This is a genomic window from Pedobacter sp. GSP4 (genome assembly GCF_051857575.1).
Classification (GTDB): Bacteria; Bacteroidota; Bacteroidia; order Sphingobacteriales; family Sphingobacteriaceae; genus Pedobacter.
Genome location: NZ_JBPZIR010000005.1, coordinates 1 through 16,513, shown reverse-complemented (window position 1 = coordinate 16,513; position 16,513 = coordinate 1). Strand labels below are relative to the sequence as shown.

The window sequence follows — 16,513 nt, the reverse complement described above, 5'->3', positions numbered from 1 at the left end:
CAACCTCGAAACATTAAAGCGTTTTAGTAGGCTGTAATAGCAAAATCAAACATCCAATTGTAAACTTCGAATATTTAATTGGCATATCGGGAAAAGTCGATATACATTTGCATCATGGATCAAGTAGAAGTATTTAAAGCCCTTTCCAATAAAACACGTTTACAGATTTTGAGCTGGCTTAAGGAGCCCGAAAAAAATTTCCCTGAACAACCGAATGCCGATTTCGATAATATCGGGGTATGTGTAGGCCAAATCCAGATCAAGGCTGGCCTATCCCAAAGTACAATTTCCGAATACCTTTCCATTTTGCAGCGGGCCGATCTGGTTTGTGCAACCCGTGTTGGCCAATGGACTTACTATAAACGCAATAAAGAAGGCTTAGAAAAACTAAGCGAAATCATTAATACAGCATTATAATTTAAGATACAATGAATACAGATAGTTTATTTAGGCCTTTTAGCCTTAAAACATTAAATACCAAAAATAGAATAGTAATGGCCCCGATGACGAGGTCTTTCTCGCCAGATGGCATACCCACACCAGACGTTGCTGCATATTATGCAAAAAGAGCAGCTGGTGAGGTTGGCCTAATCCTTTCGGAGGGTACGGTAATTAACCGCCCATCATCATCTGCCGATCCAAACATTCCGCATTTTTATGGAGATCAGGCTTTGGCTGGCTGGCAAAAGGTAATTACCGACGTTCATGCTGCAGGTGGGCAAATGGGGCCACAGATCTGGCACCAGGGCATTCATGCAAATCATGCTTCTGGTTGGTTACCAAGTGCTCCGTTTGAAGGCCCGTCATCTTTAAACAGTCCTGGTTTTGAAAACGGCGTACCGATGACTGATGCTGCCATTGCTGATACCATTGCCGCTTTTGGTCAGGCTGCCGCAGATGCAAAGGCTCTGGGTTTCGATACTGTCGAAATTCATGGTGCGCACCAATACCTTATCGATCAGTTTTTTTGGGATGCTACAAACAACCGTACCGATATTTACGGTGGCAAAACCTTGGGAGAACGTACCCGTTTTGGCGTAGAAGTTATTAAAGAAGTACGGAAAAGAGTTGGTGAAGATTTCGCATTGATTATCCGCTTATCGCAATTTAAACCAGCTGCATACGATTTTAAACTGGCTAAAAATGAGCAGGAAATGGAACAATGGTTAACGCCGTTGGCCGATGCCGGAATTGATATTTTCCACTGCTCGCAACGCCGTTTCTGGGAGCCTGAATTTGAAGGATCTGATTTAAACTTTGCCGGTTGGGCTAAAAAAATAACCGGTAAAGCAACCATTTCTGTAGGCTCTATCGGTTTGGATGGCGATTTCTTTGGCGCCTTTGCCGGACAGAGCTCGCAGCCAAGTTCTTTAGATGAACTGGTACGCAGAATGGACCGTGGTGATTTTGACCTTGCAGCAGTTGGCCGCCCGCTTTTAGCCGATCCAAACTGGGTTGAAAAAATAAAAAACAACCGTACTGAAGATTTAAAAGGTTTCAGTAAAGAAGCATTAATGCAACTCGTATAATTTTTCTTTTTTGTTTAGTTGAAGAGGCATCCGCAAGGATGCCTTTTTTTTATGGTCAATACTTTTCTTTCCGTGGTTTTCGCTGGCATCAGATGTTACAATCTGACACTACTTATAAAAAGATCCGTGGGAAGGTGACAATATTTTTCCGTAAATTCACCTCATTAAAATTGATCATTCCATGTCGAACATTAAACTCATAATCGAAGAACGTCCAGCCAATATTGGCAATTTTATGGTTGGCAGGTTATTGCCATTCAGAGAGAAACGTATGGTTGGGCCATTTTCTTTCATCGATCATATGGGACCGGCAGCACTGAACGATCATGAAAACCTGGATGTTCCTCCCCACCCGCATATCGGGCTATCTACCTTGACTTTTCTTTTCGAAGGAGAAATTACCCATAAAGATAGCCTGGGCTCTGATGTGGTAATTAAACCCGGGCAGGTAAACTGGATGACTTCTGGCAGTGGCATTGTGCACTCAGAAAGAACTCCCGAGTATCTGCGCCATTCGGATAAAATGCTCCATGGTTTACAAATCTGGGTAGCCCTGCCCAAACATTTAGAGCAAATGGATCCAGAATTTTTCCATGCAGAAGAAGCCGACATCCCGGCCTGGGAACAAGATGGCGTTGCCATTAAATTAATCGCAGGCGAAGCATTCGGCCGTAAATCGCCAGTTCCGGTTTACAGTCCGCTGTATTTTCTTGAATTAAAAAGTACCGACCGTAAAAAAGTAAATATTGGCGATTTCCTTTTCGGCGAAAGTGCGCTTTACATTTTAGATGGTGCTATAGAGAGCGATGGGCACATTTTTGAACCAAGGCAGATTTTAATTGCCAATGATGCCAAACTCTGCGAATTTACTATGCACGAAAATACCAGCGTTTATATTTTTGGAGGCGAACCATTTCCCGAAGAACGCTTTATTTACTGGAATTTTGTGGCCTCAGATAAAGAACTGATAGAAAAGGCCAAGCAAAAATGGATCGATCAAAGTTTCAAACCTGTACCGGGCGAAACCGGTTTTGTGCCACTGCCCGATCCGATCAAAAAATAATAAACATTAAAGGAAATTTTGAGCTGATTTTTGCCCCGGGTTAATCCTTTTTAAACAGGTTCATATTGAGCGAAACAGCCACACCTGTTGATGATAATTTGGAATTGCCATAACCAATATCCGTTAATGGGATTTTCATAAAAGGTTTAGCACTGATACTCAAATTGTTGTTTATTTTATGCTGAAACTCAACGCCCACATTCGCAATACCCAAATAATGCTGGTTCTGGTTTCTTACTTCAAAACTCTGCGGCCCTTGGTAATCGCCGGCATAGTTATAACTGTAGTTTTCTTTTAGCATTAAATAACTCGATAAGCCTGTGCTTACAGATATAGCGTTTCTTTTGTTGTCGAAAATCTTATAATTGACATTTAATGGAATATCGATTACATCGCAGTTGGCATGAACATTTGTAGGCTGAACCTTAAAAACATAGCTCGAATTGGGTTTATACAGGTTAAAATCCGAATCGTAAATTTTCTTAGCATAAGCCGCTCCTGTGGTTATGCTTAATCTTTTGGTTAAGCTTACCGTGGCTTCTAGTCCAAAGCCACCACTTAAACTGCTTTTACCCGATTTTTGAACACTTGTTAAATCAGGGGCGGCCAAAATACTGAGCACAAACCTCGATTTTTGCTTTATAACCGGCGCTTTAACCCGCTCAGGTTTGCCTAAGGCAATACTGGCTGTTAATGGCTGATCTTTAAATGCTACAGGATTGATTTCTGCAGGTAATTGTGGTTTGTACACCACATTGGCTAAGCTATTGGTGTTGCTAAGCCCAATTTCGATTGTTTTTTGCTGAGCTTCTATGTTCAGCTCCTGCTCATTTTTTTGTGCTTTCTGATTGGCCATAATCCCCCCTGGGTTTACGGTCAAAGAATTGGGATGTATTTCACCACCAGTCTCTGGTGCAGGTACTGGCTTTAAATTTCCGATACCATTATTTAAAGGTGTGTTGATTTTATCCGCCTTATCAGTTTTTACTATATCCTTAACACCTGTTTTTAGGCCTGCTGGTTTAATCAATAAAAATACGATGAATAACATTGCTGCAATTCCTGCCGCAGCGCTAAGCCAAACCAATGGCACAATTCTGCTTTTTGGCTTTGGATGCAATCTTTCCTCCAGATCATCCCAATCTAAATCATTAAAAGGCAGATCGGGGTTTTCCAATCCATCCTTAAATAATTTATCTATATCTTTTCCCTCTTTCATTGCATATTTGTATTTAACCTTACTTGTAAAAGGTTTCTGTCTACTTCCGAATTTCTTACCTGGTAAGTTTTCGCTTCTGTAGCTTTTAACATTTCCTGTAACTTCTGCCTGGCTTTAAACAGGTTCGATTTTGATGTACCTACCGATATACCCAGCATTTCGGCAATTTCTTCATGGCTGTAGCCATCTATTGCAAAAAGATTAAAAACCGTTCGGTAGGCCGGGCTCAAATCCTGGATCAAGGCCAGCAGATCATTGTAGGCAAGTTTATCGTACACCGAGCTCAGTTGAACAATATTTTCGTGATCCAGAATATCGGCATGATCTGCAAATTTTAAATTGGCACGGTAATGATCTATTGCCGTATTGGTAATAATCCGGCCAAGCCAAGGCATAAATGATTTGGAAGCTTCATACTTATCAATATTTTTGAAAGCCTTAAAAAAACCATCATTCAATATCCCAGCAGCATCTAAACGGTCGTTTGTGTAGCGCAAACAGATGCCCATAGCAAAGCTATAGAAATGTTTGTATAGTGCTTTCTGACTATCTCTTTCATTTCTAACACAGCCCTCAATGTGCTTTTGTATAATATGTTCGGTTTCGCTATTAGCGGCCACAAGTTCTCCTTTCAAAGCACATTACGGTAGCAAATGATAAAAGGTTGCCTGAAAAATATATTTTTTTTGAAAAAATTTTTATTTCGTTGGTTTGCGCTAAAATCCATTTTCCACAAGCAACCATTTAGCCTACAGCGGCGTAATAGCAGCATATTCATTTATTAAAGTTAAAAATAAAACGAAATCTTATGCTAATCTACTTAAAAAGAAACCTGGTGGCTGTTGTATGTATGGCCCTGGTATTTACCGCTTGCAAAAAAAACACTGCCGATGAGCCCACAACACCAGAAAAAAAAGGCATTCAGTTGAGCACCGATGCCAAATTTGGCGTAGTACTTACAGATAAAGACGGAAAAACCTTATACTTTTTTGCTTCTGATGCTGCTGGAACTCCAACCTGTGTAAATGGTTGCGAAGCCATTTGGCCATTGTACTACTCTGCTGATGCCAGTACAGATTTAAACCTGAACAAAGCAGAAGTTGGCGAGGTTACACGTGCCGATGGCCGTAAACAGAGTACTTACCGTGGTTATCCACTCTATTATTATGCCAGTGATGCAGCTGCCGGCGAAACCAAAGGCGATGGTGTTGGCGGAATCTGGTTTGTGGCCAAGCCCGATTATTCGTTAATGCTGGCCAATGCACAGCTGATTGGCGCAAATACTAAAAGCTACACCAGCGCCTATGTAGAAGGAACCGGCAATACCAAATATTTTACTGATGCATTTGGCAGAACTCTCTATGCCTTTGCCCCGGATAAAAATGGCGTTAACAATTATACCAAGGGTGCTACGCAGGAAGGAATATGGCCTGTTTATCAATCTGAAGTGCTTATTGCACCTTCTGTTATTGCAAAAACCGATCTTGGCGTAATTACTGTAGCTGCAATCGGCAAAAAACAACTTACGTATAAAGGATGGCCGCTGTATTATTTTGCTTCGGATGCAAAAAGAGGTGATAACAAGGGAATTACCATAGGTGGTATTGGTACCGTTTGGCCGTATGTTGCTACAACAACAGCTGTTGCTCCGGCGCCATAATAAAACGATTGGGTTTAGGGGGGTAAGCATGGTCGGCTGATGTTGTCACAGCCGGCCTTTTTTTATACTTCTAGTAAAGCCTGTTTAATTTTTTCTGCTGCTTCGGCCAGCTCTTCCTGTGTGGGTTTAAGCTTTTCTTTGCTAAAGTTCATATCGCTCACATTGTTCATTGGTATTAAATGAATATGTGCATGGGGCACTTCCAGTCCGATTACCGAAACGCCTACTTTTTTGCAGGGGAAAGCCACTTTCAATCCTTTGGCTACAATTTTAGCAAACATCCAGAGTCCAACGTATAGGTCTTCATCCGCATCGAAAATATAATCCACCTCAATTTTAGGGATCACCAGAACATGTCCGGCCGTTAAAGGCTGTACATCTAAAAAAGCCAAATATTCTACCGTTTCGGCAACAACATGTGCAGGGATTTCGCCTGCAACGATTTTTGAAAAGATTGTCATTAAGGTGGAGGGTTAAAGGTGTAAAGGCTTAGGGTTTTTATGGTGGAGGATATGCCTTAAGCCTTATACCCTCCACCTTTTACCTTATCTCGATATTTCGAGCACTTCAAACTGCATCTTACCTGCAGGCACTTCAATTTCGGCAAATTCGCCTACCGATTTGCCCAAGAGGCCCTGTGCAATTGGCGATTTAACAGAAATTTTTCCTGTTTTCAAATCCGCTTCACTCTCGGCCACCAACTGGTAAGTCATAGTGGCACCGTTTTTAACATTTTTTATTTTAACGATAGATAACGCCAGCACTTTTGATAAATCTAATTTCGACTCATCAATTAAACGTGCATTTGCCAACGTATTCTTTAATTTGGATATTTTTGCCTCATGTAATCCCTGCGCCTCTTTTGCGGCGTCGTACTCTGCATTCTCCGATAAATCACCTTTATCCCTTGCTTCTGCAATTGCTTTAGATATAAGCTGACGACCGGTGGTAGTTAAATAATGAACTTCCTCTTTTAATTTATCTAACCCCTCTTGGGTATAGTATGTTACCTCTGTCATTGCTCTATTAATTTTTAATCAAACGCTATAAAAAACAAACAAGACTATATAGTTGGTTTGCTACATAGTCTTGCTTCAATTATAACGAAGATAAAATGTGGAAATTACAAAAGCAAATAAAAGATTAACATTTAACTGATTTTAGGTTCAGGATGCCTTTTTTATATCAAGCAATTGATATGATGTGCAATTCCCACCATAAATTAACATTCAATCCTACACGCATTCAAAATCCGATCATTAATTCTATTTTAGCTTAAAATTATTCGTAAAAAATGAAAAAGCTATTATCGATTGTTCTACTTATCGGTTTAGGTGGCTATACGGTTTCTGCTCAAGAGCTTTATATGCCCCGAAACATCAAAGCAGCATACGCTAAAGGAACGCGCTCGGCCAGCGGAAAACCCGGACCTAATTATTGGCAGAACCATGGCAAATACAACATGGATATTAAGGTAGATGCCGAAACCAAAGTTGTTAGCGGGAAGGAAGAAATCCTGTACAGCAACAACAGTAGCGATACTTTAAAAACATTGGTCATCCGTTTTGTAAACAACCTGCACAAGCCAACCTCGCCCAGGGGTGGGGCGGTAAGCGAAGATTTTTTGAGTACAGGCTTATATATCAGCGCTTTCTCTGTTGATGGCGAAACCTATAAGGTAGACAGCAAAAACTGGGGAACGGTTGGAAATGTAAAACTGAAAAAACCTTTGGCGCCCAAATCAAAAATTACGGTTAAAATAGAATGGGATTATCCTCTATCAAAAGAAAGTGGCCGCGAGGGACAGATTGACCCCAATTCTTTTTTTGTAGCCTACAGTTATCCGCGCATTTCGGTTTTTGACGATTATAATGGCTGGGACCGCATTCCACATACCGATAGGGCCGAGTTTTACAACGATTTTAACGATTATGAATTTGCGATTAAAGCGCCCAAAAACTATGTAGTGTATGCCACCGGCGATTTCTTAAATCCTGATGAAGTTTTACAGCCGGAAATTTCTGCCCGTTTAAAAAAATCCTATAATGGCGATGAAGTTATCCATATTGCTACAGAGCAGGAAATGAAAGATGGTAAGGTAACCCTGCAAAAAGATTGGAACACCTGGAAATTTGCCGTAAACCACATTACAGATGTTACTTTTGCGTTAAGCAACCATTATGTATGGGATGGTGCCAGTGTAATTGTAGATAAAAAAACCAACCGCAGGGCCAGTGCCCAGGCGGCTTATAACCCAACAACCGGCAAAGACTTTGTAAATTCGGTAAAATATAACCTTAATGCCTTAGACTGGTTTTCTAACAACTGGCCTGGCATCCCTTATCCTTACGTAAAAACCATTGCTTTTCAGGGTTTTGCCGATATGGAATACCCAATGATGGTTAACGATTCGCAGTTTGGCGATCCGGTTTTTGCACAGTTGGTTCAGGATCATGAAGTAGCGCATACTTATTTTCCATTTTACATGGGCATTAACGAAACACGCTATGCTTACATGGATGAGGGCTGGGCCACCACATTCGAATATTTAATCGGCATTGCCGAACATGGTAAAGAAGCTGCCGATAAATTTTACAAAAACTTTAGGGTTAATCAGTATATCAACGATAAATCAACAGAAGAAGATCAACCGGTAATTTCGATGTCCGACCAGGTTTCTGGTGCAGGTTACGGCAACAACTCTTACGGAAAAGCATCTTTATCTTACCTGGCCTTAAAAGATATGCTTGGCGATGAGCTGTTTAAAAAAGCACTGCACACCTATATGAGCAACTGGAATGGCAAACACCCTATTCCTTGGGATTATTTCAACTCCATGAATGCGGGTGCAGGTCAAAACTTAAACTGGTTTTTCCAAAACTGGTTCTTCACCAACAATTACCTTGATTTAGCCATTGCCAAGGTTACTCCGGCAAAAGGCAAAACTACGGTAAGCATTAAAAACGTAGGCGGATTTGCAATCCCATTTGATGTAATTGTTACCTATACCGATGGCAAAACGGATACCATCCACAAAACCCCGGCAGTTTGGAAAGCAAATCAAAAGGAAGTTAATGTAACCCTTAACGCCACTAAAAAGATAAAATCGGTTTCGTTGGATAACGGCATTTATATGGATGCCACGCCAAAAGATAACCTTTGGTTGGCTAAATAGTTGGCAGTTCACAATTTTCAGTTGGCGGTTACCCATAACTGCCAACTGAAAAATTAACTTTATAAAGGATTGTTTTTTTGATCAATGGCGATAGAATCGTCTTTCTCACATCCTCATTATAAACGAAGACGGTAAAAATTAAGCATTTTCTGCTTTACAGCTCGCCTCGTGTTTAACCGGAAAGTTTAACGAATTGGCGATAAAACACATCTTATTTGCCTCATGATGCAATGATGCAGCGAGTTCATAATGCGCCTTATCCGCAATCAGTACCTGGGGATGCAATGTTACTTCTCTAAACCTTCCGCTCCCATCAGCCGATTCCTCCATCGTACCTACCGCTTCATCTTTATAATCAATTACCACAATTTCGTTTTTGGAACATAAATGCAGGTACCATAACATGTGGCAGCTGGAAATCGACGCCAACAGCAGATCTTCGGGGTTGTATTTAGATTTATCACCAAGAAAGGCAGAATCAGAAGAACCTGAAATATCTGCTTTACCTTTTACTGAGATTACATAATCGCGGTCGTACGAGCGGTAATCCATTGTACCCGAGCCTTTATTGCCCGTCCAAGTAACTGTAGTTGAATATAAATGATCTTTCGGCATGATAAAATTGGTTAGATTTTGTAACTCAATTTAAACATTATGATTGAAATGAGGCAAAATATCATCTGTTTTTTTGCTACAGGGTTAATTTATAATGCTTCCAGTTATTGGGTTACAGACCTTACAGCTTTTAAAAAGTAAGTCCGCTTAACTTCTCAGCCAAAACTTCAGATATTTTACGGTACGAATCAAATGTCCAACCACCCACGTGCGGGGTCAAAACTACCTGATTGTTCTGTTTCAATTCATTATACCAATCCTGTTCACCCAATGCTGGGAATTTTTCTGTTTGCAGCACATCTAAACCGGCGCCCAAAATTTTACCATTTTCAATTGCGTTTAAAACGGCTTTAACCTTAACTATTTCTCCCCTTGCCGTATTGATAAAGAAAATCGGTTTCTTAAAATGGAAGAAATATTCATCATCAACCATCTGTTTGGTTTCGGCTGTTAGTGGAATATGCAAGCTCAGCACATCGCTGTGCTTTACAATTTCTTCCATGCTCACCTCACGTGCAAAAGCATCGCTAAAGCCGGTTTTATATTTATCGTAGGCCATTACATCCACTTCAAAGCCAGCGAGTTTTTTGGCAAAGGCCTGCCCCATAAAACCGTAGCCTATAATACCTACTTTTTTACCTTTCAATTCGTAACCTCGGTTACCTTCCCTGTCCCAAACCCCGTTCCTGATTTCGATATCCGCCCTGCGGAAATTGTTCATCAATGATAAAAGCAGGCCCGTAGCATGTTCACCTACGGCATCGCAGTTTCCCTCTGGCGCATTAATCAGCGCTATGTTTCTTTCAAAAGCAATTTTATCATCAATGTTATCCAGTCCGGCACCAGCCCTGGCCACAAACTTTAAATTTGGGGCAGCAGCAAAAATCTCGGCATCTATCCTAAATTTTGTCCTAACCGCAATACCGGTATAATCTTTTATCCTATTTAATGTTTGCTCACGTGTAATCTGTGGTTCATCGTCAACCGCGTAGCCCATCGCAATGGCCTGTTCTTTAAATACAGGGTGCAGATCGTCAACAATTAATATTTTTTTCATGATGAACAAAAGTAACATTTTGCAGATTGTTCAATTGTAATATTCGTTTATTGTTTTTCTCTAAACTGAAAACTGGTATTGTTAACTGTAAACCGGAAGCTAGCCCACAAAAATATTACTATAAAATGGCTGTAATAAAATAGTTACGGCTCCTTAATTAAACTTAGTTGCCGTTACTTTGTCTCCCTTTATAAAAATACACGAAACTTTATTATTTAATGAGACTTTTCAAAACAAGAACAATACAAATTATCTTAATACTCTTAAGCCTATCATTTAGTCTTTTTGCCCAAACCGGCGGGAAAGCGAAAATTAGCGGTATCCTAAAAGATGCCAAAACACAAGAAACCATTCCGTTTGCAACTGCTGTTTTAATTAACAAAGCAACAGGCAAAAATGCTAAAATAGCCCAAACGGATGTAAATGGCGCATTTGTAATGGCCGATATCCCTAACGGAACTTTTACCTTTAAAATAAGCTTTGTAGGTTACCAAACCATGGTGAGGGATAATGTAGCCATTACGGCCGCAACAACCACCTTAAATTTTGGTGAAATTAAAATGAATGCCGCAAAAGGCAATGTGCTGAGCGAAATTACCGTAACCGGACAAAAAGCAGCCATGCAGATGGGCATCGATAAAAAGATTTTCGCGGTAGATCAAAGTCTGATCAGCGAAGGTGGTTCTGCAGGCGATTTATTGCAGAACGTTCCTTCCGTTTCTACTGATATGGATGGCAATGTGAGTTTGCGCGGATCAACCGGGGTAAAGGTTTTAATTGATGGTAAACCATCTTTAATTGCAGGTGGTAACGTAGCACAGATCCTTCAGTCTATCCCGGCCAGCTCCATAGAAAGTGTTGAGGTAATTACCAATCCATCTGCAAAATACGATGCAGAGGGCCAATCGGGCATTATCAACATTGTGTTAAAGAAAAACACCAAACTTGGCTTTAATGGTTCAGTAGCTTTAACCGCAGGTAACCGCGATAACTACAACGCTAACACCAATTTAAGTTTCCAAAACAGCAAGGTAAATATTTATGGCAATTACGGTTACCGTTATGGCAACCGCATTGGTGGGGGTTTTCAGGATATTACCTATAAAGCAAATGTAGGCCAAACCGCTTTTGCCAACCAAAATACCGTTTCTTCTTCATTAGATAAAGGCCACAACGCCAAAGCAGGTATAGATTATTATTTGGCCCCTAAAAGTGTAATCAGCTTATCAGGAGGCTTCAACTCCAGGGATAATGACCGGAACGAACAACTTGATATTAAACAATTAACTGCTGCCGGATCGCCAGTGCTGTTAAGCAACAGAACGAACACAAACGACGGTTATGGAAAGAGTTACGACCTTAACCTTGATTATGTGCAAAAGTTTAAAAAGCCTAAAGAAGAATTAACTTTCAATTTTGGTTACTCGCATGGTACTAACAACAACGATCAGAACTATGTTACCACTACAACCAATAGAAATGGTGTACCGATTAATGAAACCTTAAGCTTACAGCGCGTTTTTAACACCGGCGACAATACCAATTATAATATCCAAACGGATTATGCGCTTCCCGTTGGTAAAGCTGGAAAAATTGAGGTTGGTTACCGCAGCCAGATCCGTTTAGGAAACAACGATCAATATGCAGATTCTATTCCAACCAACACCTCTATTTACATCCGCAACAACAAGCTGATTAATAATTTTGACAGTAAAGACCAAGTTCATGCACTTTATTTCAATTACCAGAATCAAATTAAAGATTTTGGATACCAATTGGGATTAAGGGCTGAAGATGCCCGCCTTGACACCTATTTGGAAGGATATACCAATAATGTTTTAACGCCAAGTGAAGGAAACATCCATTATAAAAGGTTATACCCAAGTATTTTCTTAACCCAGAAACTAAAAGGTGATAACCAGCTTCAATTGAGTTATACCCGCCGTGTAAACCGTCCACGCCCATGGGATACCAATCCATTTTTAGATGTTTCGGACCCACTAAACTACAGGGGCGGTAACCCGAACCTGTTACCAGAGGATGTACACTCTTTCGAATTGGGTTACAGCAAATACTGGAAAAAGGTAACTTTAACCTCGAGCTTATATTTCCGCCAAACTAACGATGTAATACAAAGGGTTAGAAGTACCCCGGTTAATGGCATTATTACTTCTACACCACAAAACTTAACCAACCAGATTAACAGCGGATTGGAGTTAATTGGCCGTTTTGATCTGATTAAAGCTTTAAATTTTACCACAAACGTAAACTTGTATCAGGCTAAATTTGCTGGCGATACCAGATTTGATATTCCATCGAGCAGTGGCTTTAGCTGGAATGCGAACCTAACCGGAAACTTAACGGTTGCCAAAAACGTATCGCTGCAGGTACGTGGCGATTACAGGGCACCAGAGGTAATGGCACAGGGAAAACGCAATGCGATGTATGGAATAGATGGCGGTGCCAAATACGATTTCCCTAATAAAAAAGCATCTTTAAGCTTCAATGTTAGAGATGTTTTTAACACCAGAAGATGGAGCATGACAACTGAAGACAAAGCCACTATTGTTGATTTTGAAAGGCAGATGCAGGGAACAATGGGGAACTTAACCTTCTCTTACCGCTTCGGAAAAACAACTTTTACCGGTACCAAAAAGAAGAAAGACGATCAGCAGGATAACCGTCCTGATGAAGGATCATTTTAACAATACAAGGTGTTTAGAAATTATTTCTAAGCACCTTTTTTTTTAACTAATCAGCTATTGGAAAAAATTTTACCTAAGCTTTGCTTTACCTTTTTTATTTTACTCAACGCCCTCAGCATATTTGCTGTAGAAAAAGGTACAATTAGCGGAAAAGTGGTTGAGGAAGTCGGCGGATTAACCATCCCTTCGGCAATAATAGCTGTGTATACCGATGGCTCAGAGCAGCCCATCATTACTTCTGCTACCGACGAAGATGGCCGTTTCAGTATCAAAAACCTAAAACCGGGCAATTATAGCATTAGGGTAAGCTTTGTTGGTTACGCTCCGTTAAGGGTAAACGGGATAGCCATTACCGAAAAGGATTACGATAAAAACCTGGGGCTGTTAAAACTGGCTTCAGAGCAAAATTCACTCCAGGAAGTTACCATTACCGTTCAAAAACCACCTATCGAATTTGGTGCAGATGGCGTTACCTACAACGTTGGTGCCACCCTTTTGGCCGAAGGGAGCACCGCAACCGATGTGCTAAAAAATGTGCCCATGGTACAGGTAGATATTGATGGGAACGCCACTATAGCCGGAAAAAGAAATACCAGGATTTTTATTGATGGTAAACCTTCCGATTACATGACTTCGAATATTGCCGATCTGCTAAACGTACTTCCATCCGATGCTATTGATAAAATTGAAGTACTCACCAATCCACCTTCCAAATACAGTGGCGATGGCGAAGGGATCATCAACATCGTAATGAAGAAGGGTTTCAAAGTGGGTTTTAATGGCAATGTTGGCATTTCGAGCGGTTTACAGGGCAACGGAAATACCAATGCAAATGCATCTTACCGTGGAAAATCTTATGCCCTGAATGGCAGTGCAGCTTACCGCTACAACGTAAGCAGGGGCGATAGCCATAATTTCCGCGAAAACTTTTTCCCCGATACAACTTTTTATTACGATCAGTACGGCGCGTATAAAAATCACAATAATGGGGGGAATTTTAGGCTGGGTTTAGATTGGACCATCAGTCCGAAACAGAGTTTACGCCTATCTAGCAATTACAACCTCAACAATTCAAATACAAATTCGGCTACCGACCTGCATTATTTAAACGAAAACCGCATCGAAAGCCGACTACGGAATCAGCTCAACACCGGAAAGGGCAACAGCAATAATTTTGTTTTTAACGCCGACTACGACCTGCAGACCGATACCAGTGGCGGTAAAATATCTATCGGGTTAAATTTTAACACCAGCAAGAATATCGATTTCCGCGATTACAGCACAACTTATGCCCTGCCCAGCACCTCTAAACCTACCCTGCAGCAAAACAACAACAATACCGGCAACCGGGGTTTAAATGTAACTTTAGATTACGAAAAGCCCATTTTTAAAAAACGCGACCGGATTGAAGCTGGTCTGGCTTTTAACTACCGGAAAAATGATAACGATCTGTTAATCGAGAATTTTAATTTTGCCACGCAGCAGTTTATTAAAAACGTTAAGCTATCCAACCAGTTTCTGTACAACGAAAATATAGGTGCAGCCTATGCTTCATACAATTATAGAAATGTAGGCTGGGGCGTTAAGACAGGTATAAGGGCCGAACTTACCGATGTGGCTTTTGATTTATCGACAGGCGAAAACTACAACGTAAAACCCTATTTGAGTATTTTCCCCAATTTATCTTTGAACCGGTTTTACCGCAAAAGATACAATGTTGGGGCTACTTATAGCATCCGTATTAACCGCCCCAGAGAAAACACCTTAAATCCACAGGTAAACAACGTAGATACCTTGAACATTTCGTACGGGAATCCGAATTTATCGCCTGCTTACACCCATCAGTTCGATATTAATTTTGGCGCCTTTGGCCAGAAGTGGTCTTTTAACCCGAGGCTATCTTATTCTACCAGCCAAGGGGTTATAGAACGTTATCGTACTGTTATTTTAATTCCGGGCTCTAATACAGCCCGCTCCGAAAGTACTTTTGATAATGTGGGCACCAATAATTCGCTATCGCTTATCTTAATCGGGAATTACCGCCCAACCAGTAAAGTATCGGCCAATGGGAATTTCAGTGTTATCCAGAGCAATTACAAATCGAAGCTAAACAGCTCTTTAAACCGCGATGGGCTTAGTTTTAGGGCCGCAGTTGGCCTATCCATGCAGTTACCGCTGAAAACGGCCTTCGAATCGAACTTAAATTATGCCAATAACACCAATGCACAGGGAAGAAATAAGGGTTCTATGACTTCTAATTTTTCTGCCCGTAAGGTATTTTTTAGCAACAGGCTCAACCTCCGGGTAACGGTAAATGATGTTTTCGGCAACAGGACCAATACCTTTTTTAATGAAGGTCAGAATTTTAGATTGGAAAACTACTCGACCAATAATACGCAGAATTTCACTTTTAGCCTCAATTACCGGTTTACCAAAATAAGGGTAAATAAAATTCCGCCACCACCTGCACCTTTAAAACCGCAGTAAGATAAATCAGATTTGCTTATCTTGCAGCATGGAAGAGAACAATCCTTGGAAAACGTTAGAGAGTGAGGTTAAATATGACAATAACTGGATCCGTTTAACCGAACACCAGGTAATTAACCCATCGGGTGGAAAAGGGATTTACGGCACTGTTCACTTTAAAAACAGGGCTATTGGAATCCTTCCTTTGGATGAAAATTACAATACCTGGCTAGTTGGTCAGTACCGTTATGCCATAAAAGCCTACAGTTGGGAAATTCCCGAAGGAGGTGGTCCTTTTCATGAAGCCACACTAGACAGCGCGCGGCGAGAATTACTGGAGGAAACAGGCCTAAGTGCCAAAAACTGGAAAGAAATTCAACGGATGCACCTTTCTAACTCAGTAAGCGATGAATTGAGCATTATCTACATTGCCACCGATTTAATCGAGGGTATTTCCATGCCTGAAGAAACAGAACAGCTCATTGTTAAAAAACTCCCTTTTGATGAAGCCTTTCAGATGGTACAAGATGGGAAAATTACCGATTCGATGAGCGTTGCCGCCATATTAAAAACAAAATTGATGATCTTAAGCGGCGAGCTGTAATTACGGCAATCACCAAATGTTCCTAACGGAACATAAAAAACATGCTATATTTTTTTCTACCTAGGAAATGTCCCCATGGGACATTTAGGAAATTTAATTACCTAATATAATTTTAGCGCATGTTTTTAACAATAGTCTAAATCATAGATGTCCCGTAGGAACATCATAGAGAATTTAATTGCCTAATATAATTTTAACGCATGTTTTTAACAATATTCTAAATCATGCATGTCCCCATGGAACATCATAGAGAATTTAATTGCCTAATATAATTTTAACGCATGTTTTTAATAATAGTGTGCACTTCCCAAAATTCAGACCAGTTAAAAGTATAATTCTAGACCGAGCGCAGCGAGGCTATTAGAAAAAACTATTAATTTTAATTGGTAATATGAAAAGAATCAAGTTTACGGAATCTCA

General features: G+C 40.5%; 14 protein-coding genes. 8 read left to right on the top strand and 6 right to left on the bottom strand.

Annotated features, from left to right (window positions below):
* The first annotated feature begins 114 nt into the window (after positions 1-114).
* From ACS5PU_RS14155 to ACS5PU_RS14145, 3 genes are all read left to right on the top strand, one after another.
* Positions 115-417 (top strand): ArsR/SmtB family transcription factor, encoded by a 303-nt coding sequence (locus ACS5PU_RS14155; RefSeq protein WP_439459812.1) that lies wholly within the window; start codon positions 115-117, stop codon positions 415-417.
* Positions 418-428: 11 nt separating this feature from the next.
* The gene (locus ACS5PU_RS14150) at positions 429-1,529 is read left to right on the top strand and encodes an NADH:flavin oxidoreductase (RefSeq protein ID WP_439459811.1); all 1,101 of its coding nucleotides are present in this window, start codon (positions 429-431) and stop codon (positions 1,527-1,529) included.
* Between the two features lie 181 nt (positions 1,530-1,710).
* On the top strand, positions 1,711-2,592 hold the full coding sequence (locus tag ACS5PU_RS14145) for a pirin family protein (RefSeq protein WP_439459810.1): 882 nt from the start codon (positions 1,711-1,713) through the stop codon (positions 2,590-2,592).
* Between the two features lie 40 nt (positions 2,593-2,632).
* Here the strand turns inward: ACS5PU_RS14145 and ACS5PU_RS14140 are convergent, their stop codons facing one another.
* Both ACS5PU_RS14140 and ACS5PU_RS14135 read right to left on the bottom strand, forming a co-directional pair.
* Positions 2,633-3,811 (bottom strand): hypothetical protein, encoded by a 1,179-nt coding sequence (locus tag ACS5PU_RS14140; RefSeq protein ID WP_439459809.1) that lies wholly within the window; start codon positions 3,809-3,811, stop codon positions 2,633-2,635.
* Positions 3,808-4,446 carry an RNA polymerase sigma factor gene (locus ACS5PU_RS14135; protein WP_439459808.1) on the bottom strand — a complete coding sequence of 213 codons (639 nt, stop codon included), beginning with the start codon at positions 4,444-4,446 and terminating at the stop codon, positions 3,808-3,810. The genes ACS5PU_RS14140 and ACS5PU_RS14135 overlap by 4 nt, the downstream gene beginning before the upstream one ends.
* 173 nt (positions 4,447-4,619) lie before the next feature.
* Between ACS5PU_RS14135 and ACS5PU_RS14130 the strand changes: the two genes are divergently transcribed.
* Complete coding sequence (locus ACS5PU_RS14130) at positions 4,620-5,471, top strand: hypothetical protein (protein ID WP_439459807.1); 852 nt, start codon at positions 4,620-4,622, stop codon at positions 5,469-5,471.
* 62 nt (positions 5,472-5,533) lie between these two features.
* Here the strand turns inward: ACS5PU_RS14130 and ACS5PU_RS14125 are convergent, their stop codons facing one another.
* Together ACS5PU_RS14125 and greA are read right to left on the bottom strand one after the other, a co-directional pair.
* The gene (locus ACS5PU_RS14125) at positions 5,534-5,932 is read right to left on the bottom strand and encodes an HIT family protein (protein ID WP_439459806.1); all 399 of its coding nucleotides are present in this window, start codon (positions 5,930-5,932) and stop codon (positions 5,534-5,536) included.
* An 84-nt stretch (positions 5,933-6,016) separates the two neighbouring features.
* The gene (greA, locus tag ACS5PU_RS14120; protein WP_047798983.1) at positions 6,017-6,490 is read right to left on the bottom strand and encodes a transcription elongation factor GreA; all 474 of its coding nucleotides are present in this window, start codon (positions 6,488-6,490) and stop codon (positions 6,017-6,019) included.
* 275 nt (positions 6,491-6,765) lie between these two features.
* Here greA and ACS5PU_RS14115 point away from each other — a divergent pair, with 275 nt between their 5' ends.
* Complete coding sequence (locus tag ACS5PU_RS14115) at positions 6,766-8,646, top strand: M1 family metallopeptidase (RefSeq protein WP_439459805.1); 1,881 nt, start codon at positions 6,766-6,768, stop codon at positions 8,644-8,646.
* 138 nt (positions 8,647-8,784) lie between these two features.
* Here the strand turns inward: ACS5PU_RS14115 and ACS5PU_RS14110 are convergent, their stop codons facing one another.
* Entirely contained in the window at positions 8,785-9,261 is a 477-nt protein-coding gene (locus tag ACS5PU_RS14110; protein ID WP_439459804.1) for an OsmC family protein, read from the bottom strand.
* A gap of 130 nt (positions 9,262-9,391) precedes the next feature.
* A complete protein-coding gene (locus tag ACS5PU_RS14105) occupies positions 9,392-10,318 on the bottom strand; it encodes an NAD(P)-dependent oxidoreductase (RefSeq protein WP_439459803.1) in 927 nt (308 codons plus the stop codon).
* A gap of 218 nt (positions 10,319-10,536) precedes the next feature.
* Here ACS5PU_RS14105 and ACS5PU_RS14100 point away from each other — a divergent pair, with 218 nt between their 5' ends.
* The 3 genes from ACS5PU_RS14100 to ACS5PU_RS14090 are packed head-to-tail and all read left to right on the top strand — an operon-like array spanning position 10,537 to position 16,093.
* The gene (locus ACS5PU_RS14100) at positions 10,537-13,023 is read left to right on the top strand and encodes a TonB-dependent receptor domain-containing protein (protein ID WP_439459802.1); all 2,487 of its coding nucleotides are present in this window, start codon (positions 10,537-10,539) and stop codon (positions 13,021-13,023) included.
* A gap of 57 nt (positions 13,024-13,080) precedes the next feature.
* Positions 13,081-15,510 (top strand): outer membrane beta-barrel protein, encoded by a 2,430-nt coding sequence (locus ACS5PU_RS14095; protein ID WP_439459801.1) that lies wholly within the window; start codon positions 13,081-13,083, stop codon positions 15,508-15,510.
* A gap of 28 nt (positions 15,511-15,538) precedes the next feature.
* Positions 15,539-16,093 carry an NUDIX domain-containing protein gene (locus ACS5PU_RS14090; RefSeq protein ID WP_439459800.1) on the top strand — a complete coding sequence of 185 codons (555 nt, stop codon included), beginning with the start codon at positions 15,539-15,541 and terminating at the stop codon, positions 16,091-16,093.
* Positions 16,094-16,513: the final 420 nt, after the last annotated feature.